20 protein-coding genes are annotated in these 19951 nt (G+C 58.0%); 17 read left to right on the top strand and 3 right to left on the bottom strand.

Annotated elements, in window-relative coordinates:
* The first annotated feature begins 38 nt into the window (after nt 1–38).
* Nucleotides 39–641 carry a hypothetical protein gene (locus tag K1558_RS14935; protein ID WP_238652404.1) on the top strand — a complete coding sequence of 201 codons (603 nt, stop codon included), beginning with the start codon at nt 39–41 and terminating at the stop codon, nt 639–641.
* A 32-nt stretch (nt 642–673) separates the two neighbouring features.
* On the opposite strand, the gene K1558_RS14930 is transcribed toward K1558_RS14935, so the two are convergent.
* Nucleotides 674–1210 (bottom strand): NAD(+) diphosphatase, encoded by a 537-nt coding sequence (locus tag K1558_RS14930; RefSeq protein WP_238652403.1) that lies wholly within the window; start codon nt 1208–1210, stop codon nt 674–676.
* 201 nt (nt 1211–1411) lie between these two features.
* Between K1558_RS14930 and K1558_RS14925 the strand changes: the two genes are divergently transcribed.
* Complete coding sequence (locus K1558_RS14925) at nt 1412–2146, top strand: glycerophosphodiester phosphodiesterase (protein WP_238652402.1); 735 nt, start codon at nt 1412–1414, stop codon at nt 2144–2146.
* 161 nt (nt 2147–2307) lie between these two features.
* Here K1558_RS14925 and K1558_RS14920 read toward each other — a convergent pair whose 3' ends face one another.
* Nucleotides 2308–3165, bottom strand: coding sequence for a GGDEF domain-containing protein (locus tag K1558_RS14920; protein ID WP_238652401.1), 858 nt, complete (start codon nt 3163–3165; stop codon nt 2308–2310).
* A 313-nt stretch (nt 3166–3478) separates the two neighbouring features.
* Here K1558_RS14920 and K1558_RS14915 point away from each other — a divergent pair, with 313 nt between their 5' ends.
* The 6 genes from K1558_RS14915 (at nt 3479) to K1558_RS14890 (ending at nt 10078) form a co-directional block, all read left to right on the top strand.
* On the top strand, nt 3479–4645 hold the full coding sequence (locus tag K1558_RS14915) for a phosphodiester glycosidase family protein (RefSeq protein ID WP_238652400.1): 1167 nt from the start codon (nt 3479–3481) through the stop codon (nt 4643–4645).
* Between the two features lie 144 nt (nt 4646–4789).
* The gene (locus K1558_RS14910; RefSeq protein ID WP_238652399.1) at nt 4790–6412 is read left to right on the top strand and encodes a spore germination protein; all 1623 of its coding nucleotides are present in this window, start codon (nt 4790–4792) and stop codon (nt 6410–6412) included.
* Complete coding sequence (locus tag K1558_RS14905) at nt 6409–7509, top strand: GerAB/ArcD/ProY family transporter (protein WP_238652398.1); 1101 nt, start codon at nt 6409–6411, stop codon at nt 7507–7509. Before K1558_RS14910 ends, K1558_RS14905 begins: the two co-directional genes overlap by 4 nt.
* On the top strand, nt 7506–8735 hold the full coding sequence (locus K1558_RS14900) for a Ger(x)C family spore germination protein (protein ID WP_238652397.1): 1230 nt from the start codon (nt 7506–7508) through the stop codon (nt 8733–8735). Before K1558_RS14905 ends, K1558_RS14900 begins: the two co-directional genes overlap by 4 nt.
* 12 nt (nt 8736–8747) lie before the next feature.
* Nucleotides 8748–8981: a hypothetical protein gene (locus K1558_RS14895; protein WP_238652396.1), complete on the top strand. Its 234-nt coding sequence runs from the start codon at nt 8748–8750 to the stop codon at nt 8979–8981.
* 8 nt (nt 8982–8989) lie between these two features.
* Nucleotides 8990–10078 carry a GerAB/ArcD/ProY family transporter gene (locus tag K1558_RS14890; RefSeq protein WP_238652395.1) on the top strand — a complete coding sequence of 363 codons (1089 nt, stop codon included), beginning with the start codon at nt 8990–8992 and terminating at the stop codon, nt 10076–10078.
* Between the two features lie 3 nt (nt 10079–10081).
* Here the strand turns inward: K1558_RS14890 and K1558_RS14885 are convergent, their stop codons facing one another.
* Nucleotides 10082–10969 carry a helix-turn-helix transcriptional regulator gene (locus K1558_RS14885; protein ID WP_238652394.1) on the bottom strand — a complete coding sequence of 296 codons (888 nt, stop codon included), beginning with the start codon at nt 10967–10969 and terminating at the stop codon, nt 10082–10084.
* Nucleotides 10970–11231: 262 nt separating this feature from the next.
* Here K1558_RS14885 and K1558_RS14880 point away from each other — a divergent pair, with 262 nt between their 5' ends.
* The 9 genes from K1558_RS14880 (at nt 11232) to cysC (ending at nt 19696) form a co-directional block, all read left to right on the top strand.
* The gene (locus K1558_RS14880; RefSeq protein WP_238652393.1) at nt 11232–11486 is read left to right on the top strand and encodes a FeoA family protein; all 255 of its coding nucleotides are present in this window, start codon (nt 11232–11234) and stop codon (nt 11484–11486) included.
* Nucleotides 11483–12214 carry a FeoB small GTPase domain-containing protein gene (locus tag K1558_RS14875; protein ID WP_238652392.1) on the top strand — a complete coding sequence of 244 codons (732 nt, stop codon included), beginning with the start codon at nt 11483–11485 and terminating at the stop codon, nt 12212–12214. The genes K1558_RS14880 and K1558_RS14875 overlap by 4 nt, the downstream gene beginning before the upstream one ends.
* The gene (locus K1558_RS14870; protein WP_238652391.1) at nt 12192–13601 is read left to right on the top strand and encodes a nucleoside recognition domain-containing protein; all 1410 of its coding nucleotides are present in this window, start codon (nt 12192–12194) and stop codon (nt 13599–13601) included. The genes K1558_RS14875 and K1558_RS14870 overlap by 23 nt, the downstream gene beginning before the upstream one ends.
* Before the next feature lie 403 nt (nt 13602–14004).
* Nucleotides 14005–14850, top strand: coding sequence for an STM4015 family protein (locus K1558_RS14865; RefSeq protein WP_238652390.1), 846 nt, complete (start codon nt 14005–14007; stop codon nt 14848–14850).
* Nucleotides 14850–16076, top strand: a complete 1227-nt coding sequence (locus tag K1558_RS14860) for an STM4014 family protein (protein WP_238652389.1) — start codon at nt 14850–14852, stop codon at nt 16074–16076. The genes K1558_RS14865 and K1558_RS14860 overlap by 1 nt, the downstream gene beginning before the upstream one ends.
* Nucleotides 16073–16858 carry an STM4013/SEN3800 family hydrolase gene (locus K1558_RS14855; RefSeq protein ID WP_238652388.1) on the top strand — a complete coding sequence of 262 codons (786 nt, stop codon included), beginning with the start codon at nt 16073–16075 and terminating at the stop codon, nt 16856–16858. The genes K1558_RS14860 and K1558_RS14855 overlap by 4 nt, the downstream gene beginning before the upstream one ends.
* A 29-nt stretch (nt 16859–16887) precedes the next feature.
* The gene (locus K1558_RS14850; RefSeq protein ID WP_238652387.1) at nt 16888–18273 is read left to right on the top strand and encodes an STM4012 family radical SAM protein; all 1386 of its coding nucleotides are present in this window, start codon (nt 16888–16890) and stop codon (nt 18271–18273) included.
* On the top strand, nt 18270–19142 hold the full coding sequence (locus K1558_RS14845) for an STM4011 family radical SAM protein (protein ID WP_238652386.1): 873 nt from the start codon (nt 18270–18272) through the stop codon (nt 19140–19142). The genes K1558_RS14850 and K1558_RS14845 overlap by 4 nt, the downstream gene beginning before the upstream one ends.
* Nucleotides 19139–19696, top strand: coding sequence for an adenylyl-sulfate kinase (gene cysC / locus K1558_RS14840; RefSeq protein ID WP_238652385.1), 558 nt, complete (start codon nt 19139–19141; stop codon nt 19694–19696). Before K1558_RS14845 ends, cysC begins: the two co-directional genes overlap by 4 nt.
* The last annotated feature ends 255 nt before the right edge of the window (nt 19697–19951 follow it).

Genomic DNA, 19951 nt, shown 5'->3' with positions numbered 1-19951 from the left:
TTAAACAGTTCACTAGCCATGCTAAGGAGGCGGTTTCAGTGCTTATGATCCTGGTGTACGTGTTCGGTGTACTCGGTGTCTCATGCCTGCTGTCGGCTGCGGTGCTTCAGTACAGACTCTCCCGTTCCGGGAAGGCAGGCGGCGGCGAGGCTGCCCTTGCCCTCTCTGCCTTCAGCCTCAAGTTCCCCCAGCGGTTCATCACTCCTGACAAGTCCCATCTGATCGCTCTGGATGAAGACGGCCAGACGCTGGCGATCGGCCAGCTGCATCCCGGCCAGCCGGAACCGGCAACAGCTGCGGTGTACAGGTTCGATACGATCCTCGGCGCTGAGCTTGTCGAGAATGCCTTAACCCTCAGCAAAGTCAGCAAGACCAGCCGGATTATCACCAGCCCGCCAAGAATGCGCCAGAATACAGGCATGGCCCCTGCTTCCGCAGACGTTGTTCCGGTGAACGCAAACGCGGAGGAGGTCAGCGAGCTAACCCTCAAAATCTACCTTAACAGTGAAGAGACACCGGTTGTCTCCATTCCCTTCCTGCCCCGGGTACAGCCGGCCCGCAGGACGGATCTGCATTACTCCGCAGCGCTTATGGAGGCGCATCAGGTGCAAGAGCGAATCCGCAGTATCGTCTCGGCGTAAGCGTAAGGGATGACGGTGTGGCAGACTTCCTTTTACAGGACAGCACCGGCTGCAGGCGTGAAATCCTCCAGAGTCTGCCCCTGTCTCAGCTTGGCGATGATGGTCAGCAGGAAGCTCTCGGCGAGGCTGCCCTTGAGAATGGCCTCCTCGGCCTCATCCAGAGTGAACCAGGCGGCATGATCCAGTTCGTCACTTATCCCGCTAAGATCCTCTGTATCCGCCACACTGATGAAATTGAGCATAAGCGTATTGGACGGGGCAAAATATTCGCTGCGCATATATTCATAGGCAATAACCGCAAGCCCCGCTTCTTCCTTCACTTCACGGATAAGCGCAGCTTCGGCATTCTCCCCCTGATTCACATAACCGGCGAGCAGAATGTAATTCTTGCGTCCGTACTGCTGGATCAGCAGAATCCTGTCCAGTTCCCGGTTCAGCACTGCCGTACTCATCGCTGTACTGAACACGGGGAACCGGAAGGCGCCGCATGGTTCACAGTACGGTACATCCCCTTCCCCGCTGCATTCCTTAAGCACCAGCCGGCTTCCGCATTCCAGACAAAATTTCAATTCTATCGCATCCTTCTATATGTAATATGATTAATGTCTATTCTAAGCGATTGCTGCCTTGCACACCATGTTCAGGTCCCGGTACAGCCGGACCCGCCTCGGTTCCAGGACATGGTTTCTTGCAGGCATGTGGAATATACTATAGGAGGCCCGTCCATCACGGGCAGCAGCACATCACAGAGACGGAGGGAACGACTCTACATGAACATCATTAATTTTGCGCACCGCGGCGCATCCGCAGCCGCCCCGGAGAACACGATGGCGGCATTCCGCAAGGGCCTTGAGCTGGGGGCAACCGGCATTGAGACCGACGTACAGATGACGAGTGACGGAGCAGTGGTTGTCATACATGACGAGAGTCTGGACCGCACCACTACCGGCAGCGGTTACGTGAAGGATAAGACGCTTCGTGAGATTCTGGAGGTGGACGCCGGCTCCTGGTTCAGCCCTGAGTTCGCCGGAGAACGGATTCCAACGCTGGAGGAGCTGCTGGATCTGCTTCAGGGCCGCGACACCGTTCTGAATATCGAGCTGAAGAACGGGACCTTCTTCTACCCGGGTATGGAAGAGAAGGTGATCGCCGCTGTCCGGGAGCAGGGCATGAGCGAGCGGGTCGTCATCTCCAGCTTCAATCACTATTCCCTGGCCCACTGCAAGAAGCTCGCTCCAGAGATCCGTACAGGGATTCTATACGGGGAGGGCTTGTACCGCCCGTGGGATTATGCCGCCAGTCTGCAGGCGGAGGCGCTTCACGCTCATCACTCCTCGGCTCTGCCGGAGTTCGTGAGCGCAGCGGCAGCGCAGGGGGTTGTCTACCACCCCTGGACCGTGAATGATTCCTCGCGGATGCAGGAGCTGATCGAAGCCGGAGTCGCAGGCATCATTACCGATTATCCCGATGTCCTGGCCGGACTTCTATCCGCCAGAGGCCTCTAAGGACAGCAAGTGGAAACGGCTATGTCGTCCTTTTTAAGGACGGCACCCGGGTCAGCGAGAAATATAAGGATAAGTTATCGTGTGGAACATATAAATTATATATTTAAATAGAAACGGCGTTGCCATCCTTGATGAAGGAGGCAACGCCGTTTATGTATTTCTTATTGCGCCTTGGAGCTGCTAATCAGCCTTACGGGCGGTTTATAGCCCTCCTCTTTGTAGACGGCATACCGCCCGCTTCCAAGCTGCTTCGCCGTGTACATAGCGGAATCTGCCTCCTGGATCAGCCGCTTCGGGTCAATTCTGCCCTGGCTGATGGTGACCCCGATACTGGCTGAGACGAACAAGTCATGGCTCTCCAGCCTGTAGTTTCGGTTCAGACGCTCCAGCATGTTCAAGGCCAGCTGCTCTGCTTCCTTGCGGCTGCAGCGTTTGGCGATAATGACAAATTCATCCCCGCCTACCCGGTAAATATGCCGCTTGCCTTTGCGGGTAAACTGCTGCAGGCAGGTGCCCACAGCCTGAAGCAGCAGATCCCCGGTATGATGGCCAAGCGTATCATTGATCGATTTGAAGCGGTTCAGATCCAGATAGAAGACCGCCAGCGGCTCACTTGATTTGCAATGTCCCCAGAAATGATCCATCCCGTTCTTGTTCATCAGTCCGGTCAGCGTATCCCGGTAGGCCAGCTCCTTCAGCTGCTCGCGTTCGCCCAGCAGCAGGCGCACCCGCAGGAACAGATACAGGATCACCGCCATGGTCAGCATGTAGAGTGCCAGAGGAATCAGCTGGCTGCCCCGATCGTGTGCGAAGCCGGACTGTAATGTACTGGTACTGCCCAACAGATGCATTCCGCCAAGTCCGCTAAGGACCACCAGCCCCACCAGACTGGAGCGGACTGCACGGTTCTTCGGGGATTGTCTGGAGAAGCTCCGGGTCAGCCGGAGCATTGTGTATACCGTCAGGAATCCTATACCTAAGGATAGAATCGTCAATATATAATTACGGGCCTCTTCCATTATGCCTGTACCCTCCTGTGGCCTGTCATCTATTCATCGCGTTCAAGCGCTACTGTACATGTCCGGACTGAACATATTCTGAACAAAAGCTTATTTTATCATGTTAAACCTATAACTTCTAATAGCGTTAAACATATTATCGGCAGAAGCAGACTAATCGTGAGCTGGGATGTTCAGGAGAGTACTCATCCCATTGACGATTCATAACGCTAATTATATGATGGAACCTTGAGTTCCGCATTCTGGAGTCCATTCCAGATTCACCCTACACCGCAGTCATACTGCTATATTGCTAAAGGAGATTATGTGTATTATGAAAAAAGTGTTCACCCTCTTCACCGCCTTCTGCCTGCTGGCTGTACTGCTTCCCGCTCTGCACTCCAGCGCCGCTGCGGCGTCCAAGCCCAAGCTTGCCGTATACGTGGACAAGCAGAATCATTCCTTCATCCCGCTCCGGTTCCTGAACGGATTCGCCGGCATCCAGTCGGTGCTCTCCCCTTCCGGGGATCAGATCCAGATTACACGCGATGGGCAATCCGTTACATTCACTCCGGGCACTGCCGGGGCATCCGTCAACGGCAAGCCTGTGGCCACCAGTCTCCGGCCGTTCAGCGACAACGGGACCACCTATGTTCCATTATCGCTCGTAAGCCAGACGCTCGGAATACAGCTCCAGTGGAACAAAGAAGCCGGATCGCTGACGCTGACAGGCGGTGCAGATACAGCCACCCCGTATACAGCCACCCTGCCTGTGCAGAACGGCAGCCTGATCCAGAGCGGCTCGCCCGCTGTCGTCAGCGGCAAGCATACCTACAAGGTTGGCGGACGTTCTTTCAGTGTACAGACGGTTACAGTCTCGCTGCTCCATCCGTCCGTGAAGCTGGATGCCGTACTGGCAGGCAATACCGTCGGCCGGACGGAAGCGCTCGCCAGCATTGCCAAGCGCAGTAATGCGGTGGCCGCCATTAACGGCACGTTCTTCGCCGCCTATACGGACGGTGCCTTCAAGGCGCCCTACGGCTACATCATCAGCGGCGGCAAAATGCTGAAGAACAGCCCCGGAGACAACCGGGCCGTCTTCGCCTACGACCGCAACATGCTGGCCGAGCTGATCCCCGGCAGTGAATTCAAGTCCCGCTTCGATATCGGTACTATCGAAGGTGCCCTTCAGGCGGGCCCGCGGCTGCTGGTCAACGGGAAGGTCTCGCTGAATGTGGCGGCCGAAGGCTTCCGGGATCCCAAAATCCTGACCGGCGGAGGTGCCCGCAGCGCGCTGGGCCTCACCCGGGACCATAAGCTGATCCTGCTGACCACCGGCGGGGCAACCATCCCGCAGCTTGCCGAGATTATGAAGCAAGCAGGAGCGTATCAGGCCATGAACCTGGACGGTGGGGCCTCCAGCGGCCTGTACTATAACGGCAAATACCTGACCACTCCAGGACGCCTGATCAGCAACGCGCTGGTCGTTCAGACCCGTTAAGACCTTACAATGATCAAGCATTTCTCCTCAAGCTGACAGGCGGGAGAAATGCTTTTTTTTGCGGCTTCAGGCAGAATAAGGAATCCCTCTGCGGGGGATAATACATCCACAACATCCAGATTTCTGCAGAAAGGGGCCTTGATCATGCCTCATAACCGTAAGACGCGCCGCCAACCCTCCCAAGACCCCGTAGCAGCCTCCGTACCCGTATCCTTCCCGCTGCAGCCCTCGCTGGCGGCCAATCTGGAAGAGATCCGCCGCCGGGTCGGCGATAGCCCGGATATCGTTATCCGCCATCTGCGCAATGCATCCTCAGATTCTTCTGCTCTTGCCTTCATCTATATCGATGGCCTGGTCAACAGCGACATGGTCAACCAGACGGTACTTCAGCCGCTGATGGAGATGGAACTGCCGGACGGGGACGGACGTACCGCTGAAACAGTCTTCCGTCTGGCTAAGGATCACCTGCTCCCGGTCGGGAGCGTCAAGCAAAGTCCAACGCTGGAAGTCCTGCTGGCCCTGCTCTTCGACGGCTATACACTGATTCTGTTCGAAGGCCTTCAGGACGCTCTTGCCGCCGACACCTCCGGGTGGGAGAAACGGAGCATCAACGAGCCAACCTCCCAGGGCGTGATCCGCGGCCCCAAGGAAGGCTTCACGGAGAACCTCCGTACAGGCACCGCCATGCTGCGCCGCCGGCTCAAAACTCCTGACCTGCGGATGGAGGAATACCGGATCGGGCAGCGTACCGGGACCGGGATTGCCCTCATCTATCTGCAGGGCCTGGCCAGTGAGCAGGTGCTGGCGGAAATCCGCCGCCGGCTGGAGGCTATCAACACGGACGCTATTCTGGAGAGCAATTATATTGAAGAATTCATCCAGGACGGGGGACTCACCCCCTTTCCCACTATTCAGAATACCGAGCGGCCCGACGCGCTGGCCGGAGGCATCCTGGAGGGTCAAATCGGTATTATTATTGACGGTACGCCCTTTGCCCTGCTGGCTCCGTCAACCTTCTTCAATTTCTTTCAATCCAGCGAGGATTATTACCAGCGGTTCGATATCTCCTCTTTCCTGCGGCTGATCCGTTACAGCGCTTTTTTCGTATCCATGCTGCTGCCTGCCCTCTATATTGCCGTTACGACCTTCCATCAGGAGATGCTGCCGACCACGCTGCTGATCAGCCTGGCCGCCCAGCGTGAAGGGGTGCCGCTGCCTGCCTTCGCGGAGGCGCTGCTGATGGAGCTGACCTTCGATGTGCTGCGGGAAGCGGGCGTGCGGATGCCCCGCACCATTGGGCCGGCGATCTCCATTGTCGGCGCACTGGTGCTGGGGCAGGCGGCCGTATCGGCCGGGCTGGTCTCCGCGGCGATGGTCATCGTGGTCTCTTTTACCGCCATCTCGAACTTTGTCATTCCGTCGCTGGCCATCGCCAACTCGATCCGGCTGATCCGCTTCGTCATGATGATTATCGCGGCAACGCTTGGACTATTCGGCATCATGTCCTTCCTGATGGTACTGCTGATTCATATGGCGGGCCTGCGCTCCTTCGGGGTTCCCTATCTGACTCCGGTTGCGCCGATGGTCCCGCGTTATCTGAAGGACATCTTCATCCGCGTTCCGCTATGGAACATGAATATGCGGCCCAAGACGTATCTGGGCAAGGAGACCCGCAGACAATCACCGGACCAGAGGCCGCAGCCGTCGGAAGGAACAGACAGACCTTCACCGGCACAGCCTCAGCCGCAGGGGGAGGGCTCTGCTTGAACGGTAAAATCGGCACCACCCAAGCAGCCATGCTCGTCGTCAACACCATTTTGCCGACAGCCACAGTTGTGCTGCCTATTATTATAAGCACCTATGCTGAGCAAGATGCTCCGCTGGCGATTCTCCTGTCCACCGCCGCCGGCCTGCTCATTGCATGGATTATAGGGACTGTCATTCAGGAGAGCAACGGCGCACCTTTTCTGGAGTGGGTCGGGAAACGGAGCTCTCCTGCAGCCGCCTGCATCCTTGGTCTGCTGATGCTCCAATTCTATCTCGATACCTCAGCCACGATTCTGCGGGAATTCGTCAATTTCATCAAGGATAATGTGCTGATCAAGACTCCGGTCACCGTGCTGGTCATCCTGATTCTGCTCATTACGATCTATATGGTCAGACAAGGGATCGAAGCGATGGCCAGGGTCAACAGCCTCGTTATTCTGCTGTTCCTGTTCTTCATTCCGCTGTATCTCTTCGGACTGTACCCTGATCTGAATGTGCATCAGCTCTTGCCCATGTTCGACCATAATCTGTCCGAAATCACACTGGCCAGCCTGACACCAACCGCCTGGATGTCCGAAGTAGCAGTGCTGCTGTTCCTCGCTCCGTATCTGCAATATCCCAAGCGGGCGCGAATTATCGGCTGGACGGGACTGTTATTCGTAGCTGTGCTGATGATGTTCTCCCTGGTTACTGCCCTGATGGCTTTTGGCCCGGAATTCATCAAGATTAGCGCCTATCCAGGGTTCGCTACTGTCGGAATCCTCCGGATCGGGAAATTCATTGAGAAGCTGGATATCCTCTTCATCTCCTACTGGGTGCTGTCGATCTATCTGAAATTCGGAATCTTCCTGTTCGCAACCGTGGAATGCTTCAAGCAGACGTTCCGGGTAAGCAGCAGCCCCTTCACCGGCGCGCTTGGCCTGGTCATTGCCCTGGAATGCCTCTTCTCCTGGCAGAGCATGGACAGACTGAACAACTATAACCAGGAAGCACGGTTCGTCGTCTTCTTCCTGTTCAATGTACTGGTTCCGCTGGGGGCGCTCCTGCTGAACCGGGTACACCAGTCAAGAAGGAAACGGAAGGAGTGGGAGACATGAATAGAACGGGTCTGCTTCGCCTGATGCTCTGTCTTCCGCTGCTCACGCTTCTGCTCTCCGGCTGCTGGGATGACCGCGAGCTGAACGAGCTGGGCATTACCTCCGGCTCAGCTTATGACTGGGAGGATAACCAGTGGAAGGCAACCTACCAGGTGATCAATCCGTCCTCCGGCTCCAGCGGGATGGGCGGCAGCGGGGGCGGCAGCACCAGCTCTCCGCCCTTCCTCACCTTCACCGTCAAAGGCAAGACGATCATGGAGGCGGTTGAACGGACCAATCTGACCAGCACGCGCGAGATGTTCTTCTCCCACTCCAGAATCACCGTGATTGGCCGGAGCCTGGCCGAGCAGGGGATCAGTCAGCTCATTGATATGTTCCTGCGCAAGCAGGATGCGAGAGAGACGGTCTTTGTCTTTCTGTCCGAAGGGGATGCCGGGGAGATTCTGGATCAGCTGATGCAGATGACCAAGAATCAGGGCGCCGGCATCCAGCTGATGATTGAGCAGGAATCGAAGCTCTTGTCTTATTACCCGGGAATCCGCCTGTATCAGCTGGCGATGGCCCTCTCCTCGGAGTCAGGGAGCGCGGTATTGCCGGAGATTCTGCTGACCGGGCCCCAGACGATGGATGAGATCAGCGAGACCGGCGTGACCGATCTGCCTTCGCGCCTCGCGCTGGGCAGGCTGGGGGTCATTAAAGGGGATACATTTGCGGGGTGGCTCAGCCAGCAGCAGGCTTTTGGGCTGTCTTTTCTGACCGGTACGGTTGACTCTGCCACCATCGCCTTCGCCTCCCGCCCCTCCGTAAGCGATAAGCTGGATGCATCGTTCATCCTGCAGAATTCTGCGACCACGGTCCGGCCGGTCTGGGCCAAGGATCATTATGTGATGGATGTTAATGTCAAGGGTGCAGGCGTGCTTACCGAGCTGGGGAGCGTTATCGATCTTAATGACCGTAAGGCCATCCGGGAAATGGAAGAATCGCTGGAGCAGCGTGTGCTGGAGCTGATGAAGAATTCATGGGCAGAGGTGCAAAGGCTGGGCGCTGACATCACCGGATTCGCTGTGAGAATCCACCGGAGTGACCCGAAGCGCTGGAAGCAGATCAAGCAGGAGAAGAGCTGGGACCGGGTCTTCCAGGAGCTGGAGATCCGCCCCCGGGTCTCGCTGAAGATTGAGCGGACGGGCCTCAGCAACAAATCCTTCAAGTCTGTCCAGCAGGAGTAAAGGAGCTTACCTGTGAAAATAGCGATCATCCTTGTACTCTATGTCCTTGCTTATCTTTGGGGTTGTACCCGGCTGCGCGGGGAAGGCCGCGGACTGCACCGGCTGTGGCTGGGTGGTATCCTGGCCTATGCCGCCTATCTTCATCTCTGCGGCATTACAGAGACCCCGCATCTCTCGCTGGGCACCCTGTACACGGCGGTCTTCCAGCCTGCCGGCAGAGCGATAATCTATTGGTTAGGAGGCTGAGCAGCAGGATGCCAAGCAAAGAACAGGTCTCTTCCCTGCAGATTGCGTTCATGATTATGCTATTTGAAATCGGCAGCACGCCGCTCTTCCTGCTCGGTGGCACAGCGCAGCAGGATTCCTGGCTGGCGATGTGTGCAGGCTCAGCCGCCGGCTTCGTGCTGCTCCTGCTGCTGCTGTGGATTCAGCACCGCTCGGCAGGCACCGATCTGGTCGGGATGCTCAGGCTGCATTTCGGCAGGGTGCCCGGCGCCTTGATCGGCGGGGTCTACAGCCTGTATTTTGCCTATCAGTCCATGCGCAATGTCCGCGATCTCGGCGAACTGACAGCGATGACCATGCTGCCCCGGACCCCAATCTCGGTCACGATGCTGATCTTCGTGCTATTGGCCTTGTACGCCATCTGGAAGGGGGCCGAGGTCGTCTTCCGGCTGCCCGAGGTGCTGCTGCCGTTCATGCTGTTCTTCTATGCGCTGCTTGTTCTGATGCTGGCCATAATGGGTGCCATCGACTTCAGCCGTCTGCTCCCGGTCATGGAACAAGGACCGTTGCCGGTCCTTGAAGCTGCCCTGCCGGAGATCGTCTCATTCCCCTTCGGGCAGATGGTAGTATTCCTGATGCTGTGGACGTTATGGGAGAAGCCCGGTGTGCCTGTAAAAGCAACAGTGAACGCTTATCTGCTAATCAGCGCGTTCCTGATCTTCATGAACGCGCTCAACGTGGCGGTGCTCGGCCCGGTGATTGCGGGGATCAGCCAGCTGCCTTTTCTCAAAACGGTCCGGGTCCTGTCCAACCTCAAATTCGTGGAGCGGCTGGATATCCTGGTCACCATCCAGCTCTTCCTGGGGCTGCTGATCAAGATGATGCTCTTCTATTTCTGCTCGGTCAAAGCTATGGCAGAGCTGACGGGCAAGCCGGCCAAGTGGTGGGTATTTCCTGTCGGGGCGGTGATCTACGGTGCATCTTTCATTGAACGGGATTATACCCAGCATATTGCTATCGGCCTGGGGCCCAGCCTGAAGCTGGACCCGCTCTTCCAGGTTGCTGTTCCGCTGCTGCTGGCCTTATCGATATGGGTACGGGGCCGGCGTTCGGCATGAAGCTTAGTCCGCCGCCTGCTGGTTGAACTTCAGATTCTGCGGCTCCTCCGGCAGAAGCTCTGCCGCCTGTCCGCCGGTCTCCGGAACATCCTTGCCCACTTCCTCGAATTCACATTCCCCCAGCCATACCTGTCCGTTTCCGCTTAAGAGAATGCCGATATTGATCACATTGGCTTCAGGCGGAATATCGAGTACACAGGCATAATGGTTCCATTCCGTGGTCCCCCGGATGCTCCGGTTCTGCATGTTATCGAACGCCAGCAGATTCTCGCTTTTGTCATCAACCCTCATCCACAGTCCGCTCCAGCCGGCGACCTCCTCCGCTCTTATAAATCCGGAGAAGCGCATCCGTTTGCCCACATACCGGCTTGCCTGAAACTGCTGCATTAAGGTTCCGAATACACTCTCGTCCGGACCTGTGTCCTCAATGGACTGAAGATGCATCGAGGGGCTTGTCTTATAGCAGACCCGGGGATCGATCTCCACCTTGTACTTCTCGGGATGGGTCCCGGTTATTTTCCAGCCTGTAATCTCTGTCATTGTGTATACCTCTCTTTCCTGAATGAGTTGTCTCACCTGCGCTCTGTACTGGGCAGGCGGCAAAGCGTAGATTTCTTTGAAGGCTCTGGTGAAGGCCTCCTGGCTCTCGAAGCCGTATTGCAGGGCAATGTCCAATATCCGCTCCTCGGAATACAGCAGGAGATTGGCGGCTTGGCTGAGACGGCGGGCCCGGATATATTCGTGGACGTTCTTGTTCACGTATTTGCGGAACACCCGGTGAAAATGATATTTGGACAACCCCGCCGCCTTAGCCACCTTCTCAAGGTCCAATTCCTCTTCCAAATGCTGCTCAATGTACTCGATGCTCTTGTGGATCAGTTGGTAGTGCAATGTTCTCTCACCCCCCGGCAATTCAAAGTATATAACAGGCTCCGTGAACCCTTTTGATCAATCTTGCTGTCTTTTTGTTTCCCTAAGGAAACTTTATTGTTGCAAGGACAAATTCATTCTCTTATACTAATATTGTGGTAACCCGCAATAATCTGTGCCAGGCACAATTTACGGTACAAGTGCATATTTCATACTTAAGGATAATTATATAAGAACATTCAGATTTAACGAAAAGCGAAACGATATGAAAGCAGGTGATCTTATGGCTGGAGCCGTTATTCCATTATCCGAAGCTGCGAATGGCAGCACGCTGCGCATCAGCGGCATCGAGGTACAGGGTGTGCTGCGGAGAAGGCTGCTGGATCTCGGATTTGTCGCCGGGAACCGTGTAGAAGTGCTGCGGCGCAGTCCGCTTGGAGACCCTACCGCTTACCGGATCAGCAATACAACCATTGCCCTGCGCCGGGAAGAGAGTTCCCTGATCTATGGAGAGATCGTTGGAGGTGATGAAGGATGAGCCAGTATACTGTCGCTTTCGCAGGCAATCCCAATACCGGCAAAAGCACGCTGTTCAATCTGCTCACCGGCCTGCGCCAGCATACCGGCAACTGGGCGGGCAAGACCGTGGTCACCGCCGAGGGACGATTCACCCATAAAGAGCATACTTATGTGGCCGTTGACCTTCCCGGCACCTACTCACTCTATTCGAATTCCGCTGATGAAGAGGCTGCGCGGGACTACATTATCTTCGAGCAGCCGGATGTTACGCTGGTGGTTCTGGATGCAACGTCGCTGGAGCGCAATCTCAATCTTGCCCTGCAGGTGCTGGAGATTACCGGACGGGCCGTCGTCTGTATCAACCTGATTGATGAAGCCCGGCGGCTCGGCATTGATATTAATCTGAAAAGAATTGCGAAGCGGCTCGGGGTTCCGGTCACGGCCATCTCTGCCCGTAACCGGACCGGCATCGATGAGCTGCTCGACCAGATTGAGCGCGTCGCTACGGGAGCCTTCCAGGCTGAGCCGCTGAAGATTACCTACAGTAAGGAGATTGAGCAGGGCATCGCCGAGCTGATCCCGATGGTGGAGCAGACCATCGGCTCCCGTTACCCGGCGCGCTGGATCGCCCTGCGGCTGCTGGACGGCGACCACAGTCTGCTCAGTTCACTCAAATCCAGAATATCCCGCAAGGATATTCCCGTAAGCGGGGAGGTGGCCGGCCATGGAGTCACCGCATGCCATTAACGGCCACGACCGGATCGACTCCCTGTTCGCTGCCGCGAAGAAGCTGGCCGACCGGGGAGGGGTGCGCGACGAGATTGTCAGCGGAATCTACGGCGTGTCCGCCGGCATCTGCAGCGAGGCCGTCACCTATCAGGACAAGAAGAAGCTCAGCAGTACCTATAAGCTGGACAGTATCGTCACCTCCAGGCTGTGGGGGTTCCCGATTATGTTCGCCGGTCTCGGGCTGGTTTTCTGGATCACCATCGCCGGAGCGAACTATCCGTCAGGCTGGCTGGCCTCCCTCTTCAGCTGGATCGAAGGATATCTGACGGCCGGGTTCACGGCGCTCCATGCACCAGACTGGCTGCACGGCGTCCTGGTCCTCGGGCTCTACCGGGGCACCTCTTGGGTCATCAGCGTCATGCTGCCGCCTATGATGATTTTTTTCCCGGTGTTCGCGCTGCTGGAGAATTTCGGGTATCTGCCCCGGGTGGCTTTTAATATGGACCGCTTGTTCAAGAAGTCCGGCGGCCACGGCAAGCAGGCGCTCACGATGTCGATGGGCTTCGGGTGCAACGCCGCCGCCATTCTGTCCACCCGCATTATCGAATCGCCGCGCGAGCGGATGCTGGCTATTCTGACCAATAATTTCGTGCCCTGCAACGGACGCTGGCCGACACTGATACTGCTCTCCTCCATGTTCATGGTCGGGGCGGCCACGACCGGGGCACTGCGCACCTTCTCCACCGCGCTGGTCCTGATGGGCATTGTGCTGATCGGAATTATCGTTACGCTGAGCGTATCCTGGGTCATGTCCAGAACCGCGCTGCGCGGGGTGCCTACACACTACACGCTGGAGCTTCCGCCCTACCGGCGCCCGCAGATCTGGAAGACTATAGTACGCTCGTCCAAGGAAAAGTCGCTGAATGTCCTGACCCGGGCCATCATTGTGGCCGCTCCGGCGGGCATCATCACCTGGGTGCTCGGCAACATTATGGTCGGCGGGGAAAGTGTGCTGAACCATATGGCCGCCTTCTTCGATCCGTTCGCCCAGCTGCTCGGCCTCGACGGCTTCATCATCATGGCCTTCATCCTCGGGCTGCCGGCCAATGAAATCGTGCTGCCCATCCTGCTCATGGGCTATATGTCCTCCGGTGCCATGGTGGATATCGAAGGCCTCGGCAGCATCAAGGATATCTTCCTGAGCCACGGCTGGACCTGGCTGACCGCGCTGAACATGATGCTGTTCTCGCTGCTTCATTATCCCTGCGGCACCACGCTGGTGAACATCTACAAGGAGACCAAGAGCATGAAGTGGGCCGTACTCTCGGCCGTCATTCCGCTCGCCATCGCCATATCCGTAACCTTCGCAGTGGCAACGCTGGCCCGGCTGTTCGGCTGGGTGTGAGCGGGGCGGGACAGGATAACAGTAGGAGCACAGGCTTTAGGCAGACCGTTTTTCGCTCTAATGGGCGATTAACGGTCTGCTTTGCGCTGGGGCATTGTGATCTGTTTTTCGATTACATTCCGCCAACGCGCCTCCACCACGACAAATGTGATCGGTTTTTCGATTACATTTGGCCCACGCACCTCTACCATGCTCAATGTAGTCGGTTTTTCGATTACATTCCGCCCACGCACCTCTACCACGACAAATATGATCGGTTTTTCGATTACATTGGGTCCGCAGACCCCCGTGGTTACAGGAGTTAACGGGCAAATAGGGACACCTGTTCCTCTCTTATTTGACTCTCCCTCACCCTACATGTTAGGGTGATTTGGAAGCTATTATTTTCCGGGAGGGATTGTTCATGACAGCAGTGAAGCTCAGTATTGATTACGATGCATTTGAGGAAGGCAAACGGATGGAGACGGAGATTGAACGCTTAAGCAGCAGCCCAGAAGCGGCTACCCTGACCAGCCTGACGATTGGCGACTGGGGACAAGCTTACGAGCAGAGTTCGGAGGTTGCCGTCGAGGCTCTGGTGAAGCATAAAGCAAGCTTCCCGGCGCTGCGCAAGCTGTTCATCGGGGACATGAGCTATGAGGAATGTGAAATCTCGTGGATTAACCAGACCGATCTCTCGCCGCTGCTGCCCGCTTATCCTGAGCTGCAATCCCTGACTGCACAAGGCGGTACCGATCTGCGTCTGAGCCAGCTGCAGCATGACAAGCTCGAAGAGCTCATTATTATTACCGGCGGACTCAGCAAGGCCGTGCTGGCGGACATTGCCGCCTCCCGCCTGCCGAATCTGCGCAAGCTGGAACTATACCTAGGTGTGGACAATTACGGCTTCGACGGCGGGCTGGAGGATATTCTGCCGCTGATCGAGCCCGGGAAGTTCCCTAAGCTTACCTATCTCGGACTCAAAAACAGTGAAATCCAGGATGAGATCGCCGCTGCTCTGGCGGACGCTCCAATTCTCGATCAGCTCGATACGCTCGATATGTCGCTCGGGACGCTCAGTGATGAAGGCGCGGAGGCGATTCTGGCCAGTGAACGGGTGAAGGGCCTGAAGCATATTAACCTGAGCTATCACTATATGTCGGACGAAATGATGGACCGCCTGAAGAACAGCGGACTGCCGGTCGATGTCAGCGACCAGCAGGACAGCGCTGACGATGATGACTGGCGGTACCCGTCCATCACCGAATAATGCGGTCCGCAGCACCGCTGATTGTGTTCTGCCAGCCCGGCGACCGGCGCTCGGCGGGCATCCAGCAGGCTAGGGAGCGCCTGGGTCTGCCCCCGGCGCTCCTGATTCCCTACGCCGCGCTGCTGCAAGGCCAGCCGCTGGCTGAGCTGCTGTCCCCCGCCTTGCAGGCCGGGGGCCAGGCGCCGCAGCTGCGCCTGGAATCCCCGGGCGGCAGCTTCGCGCTGGAGCGGGCGCTGATCGCGCTCGGTGCGCCGGACGCGCCGGACGCCGACGACTCGCTGCACCCGTTCGGGCAGCAGCCGGACCTGCGGCCGCTAAGCTCCAAAGCGGCCGCCGCCCTGCAGGAGCTGCCAGGCGTGCTGCATCATCCGTCCCAGTGGTTCCGGGGCTACTGCCGCCTGCTGGCGCGGCTCCGGCGGGAGGCCGGGCAGCTCCTGCCCGGCTCGCGCTGGACCAATGATCCGGCGGAGATTGCCGCTATGACCGACAAGCGCCGCACCCAGCAGATCCTCGCAGAGGCTGGCGTTCCGGTGCCCCGGCCGCTATGCAGCAGCAGCGGGCAATCCCCCATGGACTATGCGTCCCTGCGCGAGCTGATGCATGAGCAGCGGATGCACCGCGTGTTCATCAAGCTGGCCAGCGGGTCCGCTGCCTCCGGGGTGATCGCGTATCAGCTCAATCCGGCGACCGGAGCCGAGCTGGCGGTGACCACCATCGGGGTTGAGAACTATATTACCCGGCCTCCGGTGTATTATAATTCCGGCAGGCTGCAGCGTTACACCGACTCCACCCGCCTGGCCGGAATCATCAACTGGCTGTACCGCCACGGCGCTTATGCCGAGCAGTGGATTCCCAAGCCCGGTAAGGACGGGCAGTCCTTCGACATCCGCCAGCTGGTGGTGGCCGGGGAAGCCTGCCATGCCGTAGCCCGGGTCAGTACGACGCCGATCACGAATCTGCATCTGCGCAGCCGCCGGATGTCTCCGGAGGAGGCCGGGCTGACGGAGGCGCAGGAGGCGGAGGTACGGCGGACAGCGGAGGCTTCGCTGGCCGCTTTTCCGCGCTGTTCTATCGCGGGGATTGATGTGCTGGTGGGCAGTGCGGGACGGATGTATACGGCGGATGTGAATCCTTTTGGCGACTTATTATATGATGTTGAATACCAGGGCTGCAGCACCTACGAATGGGAAATGAAGCAGCTCTCCGGGAGGAATCCGGCCCCATGACCGATATGAATGCCATCGTTGGCACCCACGATATCTTAATGATCACACTCGATACCTTGCGCTATGATGCAGCTGTGCTGGAGGAGGCGAACTGTCCGAATCTGTGCGGCAGCGGCTCCTGGGAGAAGCGGCATACCCCCGGGAGCTTCACGTATGCGGCCCATCACGCCTTCTTTGGCGGCTTCCTGCCCACTCCGGCTAACACAAATAAGGCTGAGCATGTGCGGCTGTTCCATTCGCGGAATACCGGACTGAAGACCCATCCTCACACTTGGCTGTTCGATACGCCCGATATGGTGTCGGGGCTGGCGGCGGCGGGGTATCAGACGGTGTGTATCGGGGGCGTCATCTTTTTCACCAAAAAAGTGCCCCTCGCCCGCGTCCTCCCCGGCTACTTCCAGCACAGCTACTGGCGGATGACCTTCGGGGTGACGAATCCGCGCTCCACCGAGCATCAGGTGAATCACGCGCTTAAGCTGCTCGGCAACACACCGCTGGACCAGCGGCTGTTCCTGTTCCTGAATGTCTCGGCGATCCACGGCCCGAACCATATGTTCCTGCCGGGGGCCCGCAAGGATTCAGTGGACAGCCAGCGCGCTGCGCTGCGTTATGCTGACGGGGAGCTGGGGCGTCTGTTCGATGCGTTCCGCGAGCGAGGTAACCCGGTCTTCTGCCTGGCCTTCTCCGACCACGGCACGGCGTACGGCGAAGACGGCTACCAGGGCCACCGGCTGGCTCATGAGACGGTCTGGAATGTGCCTTACCGCGAATTTTTCTTATAATCTATCACCTGCAAAAGAAAGGAGAACGTATGACGTCCATCCGGCAACCGCATCACACGAACCAAGACGGACCGCCTCCCTTCTCTTCAGGGGAGCTTCAGCAGTGGACGGAGCAGATTACGGCCCATCCTTACCGCAATTATCTCTATTCTTATCCGCACAAAACCGCTTACCGCAAGCTCGATCCGCCTCTTTCGCTCGAAGAGCTGTGGCGGGATGAGCCTGCGGAGAGCTTTTTTCTGTATATGCATATTCCCTTCTGCGGCGCACGCTGCGGCTTCTGCAACCTGTTCACGCTGCCCGACAAAAGAGCGAATGTCCACGCCGAATACGTGGATGCGCTGGAACGGCAGGCCCGGCAGTGGGCGGCCTTCACCGGACACAAGCCTTACGCGCGCTTCGCGGTCGGCGGCGGAACGCCAAGTCTGCTCGCGCCTGAGCAGCTTAGACGGTTATTCAGCATCGCTACGGACATTATGGGCGTGGACCTCAGCACGGTCTCCATTTCCGTCGAGACCTCACCGGAGACGCTGACCGAAGAAAAGCTGTCGATTCTGAAGGAGCATACCGTGGACCGGGTCAGCATGGGCATCCAGAGCTTCGTGGCCGCCGAGTCGGCCGCCATCTACCGGCCGCAGGACCCGGAGGTGGTGTACCGTGCGCTGGAGCTGCTGGGCAAGTATGATTTTCCCATTCTGAATCTGGATCTGATCTACGGGCTTCCCGGGCAGACGGTGGACTCCTGGCTTTATTCACTGAAGCAGGCGCTGGCGCATGATCCTGAGGAGATCTTCCTCTATCCGCTCTACACCCGGGAGCACACGATTGTGAAGCCGGGCGATCTGGCGGACCAGCTCGATATCCGTCATGAATGTTACGAAGCGGCACGTGAAGTGCTGGCACAGCATGGCTACCGCCAATACTCGATGCGCCGATTCGCCAAGGCGGATGCGGGCAGCGGTAAAGCCATTCTGGATTACAGCTGCCAGGAGGAAGGGATGGTCGGCCTCGGCTGCGGCGCACGCTCCTACACCCGGAATGTGCATTATGCCTCCCGCTACGGTGTCAGCCGCCGGGCGACGGAGAGCATTATCGCGGATTATGTGGCAGCGGAGCGTTATGACACCGCCGACTATGGCATTGTACTGAGCCTGGCAGAGCAGAAACGGCGGTTCATCCTCAAGGCTATCCTGCACAGTGAAGGACTGGCGATTTCAGACTACAACGAGCGGTTCGGGACTTCGCTGTGGGCGGATCATCCCGAGCTGGGCCTGCTGGTGCAGAGCGGCTTCGCCACGGATGATGAGGGCATCCTGCGGCTGAGCGCGGACGGTCTCGGCTACTCCGATTCCATCGGCGACTGGTTCATCTCCGGCGAGATCCGGGAGCAGATGAAGGAATTCGTCCTGCCATGAAGGCGGTTCTCTACTACCGCGGCTCCCTCTCTTCCTGCAATTATGACTGTCCTTACTGCCCTTTCGGCAAAACCAAAGACAGCGCCGCCACCCTCGCCAAGGACCGCGAACAGCTTGCCGCCTTCGTGGAGTGGGTCAAGGCGCAGGGGGAGGCAGGGCACCGGCTGTCCATTTTCTTCAACCCCTACGGTGAAGGGTTGATTCACCGCTGGTACCGGGAGACGATGGTCACCCTCTCCCATCTGGACCATGTGGACAAGGTCGCCATCCAGACCAATCTGTCGGCCCGTTTGGACTTCACCAGCAAGCTGAACCCGGCCAAAGCCGCCTTCTGGGCGACCTATCACCCGGGCCAGGTCAGCGAAGAGCGGTTTCTGGCCCAGTGTATGGAGGTGTACCGGCGAGGAATTCCTTTTAGCGTGGGGAGTGTGGGGATTCGCAGTGCTTTCCCGGCTATTGGCTCGCTGCGCGCGGCCTTGCCGGAGGAGGTCTACCTGTGGGTGAACGCCTTCAAGGACAGGCCGGATTATTACACTGCTGAAGATATCACCTTCCTTAGCGGCATTGATCCGCACTTCCAGATTAATGCGGTAGACTACGACAGTCTCGGCGCGCGCTGTAATGCCGGGAGCAGCGTCTTCTACGTGCAGGGCCCCGGCCTGGTGAAGCGCTGCTATAAGGACCGGGCGGTGATCGGCAACCTGTACCGCGACGGGCTGGAGGGCCTGGCCGCTGAGCGGAGCTGCCGCATGAAGGTCTGCGACTGCTACATCGGCTACATCCATATGCCGGAGCTGGGTCTGGAGCAGGTCTACGGCTCCGGTCTGCTGGAGCGGATACCTTATGGTGCGGGGAGGACAGCGCTATGAATGATCAGGTACAGGCACGTAACACCTCTGCCGGGTTAACGATATGGCTCACCGGTCTGTCCGGGGCGGGCAAATCCACGCTTGCCGCCTTACTTACGGACCGGCTCCGGGAGCAGGGGCAGGCGGTGGAATGGCTGGACGGCGATGTGCTGCGGCGCAATCTGGGCCGGGGACTCGGCTTCAGCCGCGAGGACCGGTTCGAGAACATCCGCCGGGCGGTCTACCTTGCCGGGATGCTGAACCGGCATGGCGTGATCACTATAGTCTCGGTGATCAGTCCTTATGCTGAGATGCGCAGCTATGCCCGGCAGGCGCTGCCGGGCTTCGTGGAGGTCTATGTCGACTGCCCGCTCCCCGTCTGCGAAGCGCGGGATGTCAAAGGGCTGTACGCCAAGGCCCGCTCCAGGGAGATTCCGGCCTTCACCGGAATCTCCGATCCCTATGAAGCTCCGGCTGACCCGGAGCTGACGCTTTATACGGCGGAACAGACACCGGAGGAATGCATAGAAGAGCTGATAAGCTGGCTGACGGAGCATCGGCTGTATCCGATGTGACAGTTTATCGCTCAGCGCGGGGGATTCCTCGCGAATGCGGCGTGGATGCGAGGCGAATACAATGTGAATGCGGTAGACAATTAGGAAGGGGGAGTTATAGCTGATCGCTATAACTCCCCCTTTTTTGATGCCGTGCGGCTCGCATGTGGAGGTCTGTTGGTTAGAAGCTGCCTATTAGCGCTGCACACGTATGCTGCATGTATTGGATTGGTTAGTTCTTTGTTTACATGGTGGCGAGATACAGTGGCTGATGCT

The organism is Paenibacillus piscarius (genome assembly GCF_022234545.1).
In the GTDB taxonomy this organism is placed as follows: Bacteria; Bacillota; Bacilli; order Paenibacillales; family Paenibacillaceae; genus Paenibacillus_AQ; species Paenibacillus_AQ piscarius.
The sequence above is the reverse complement of the archived record's forward strand: the minus strand, read 5'-3'. Positions and strand labels throughout refer to the sequence as shown.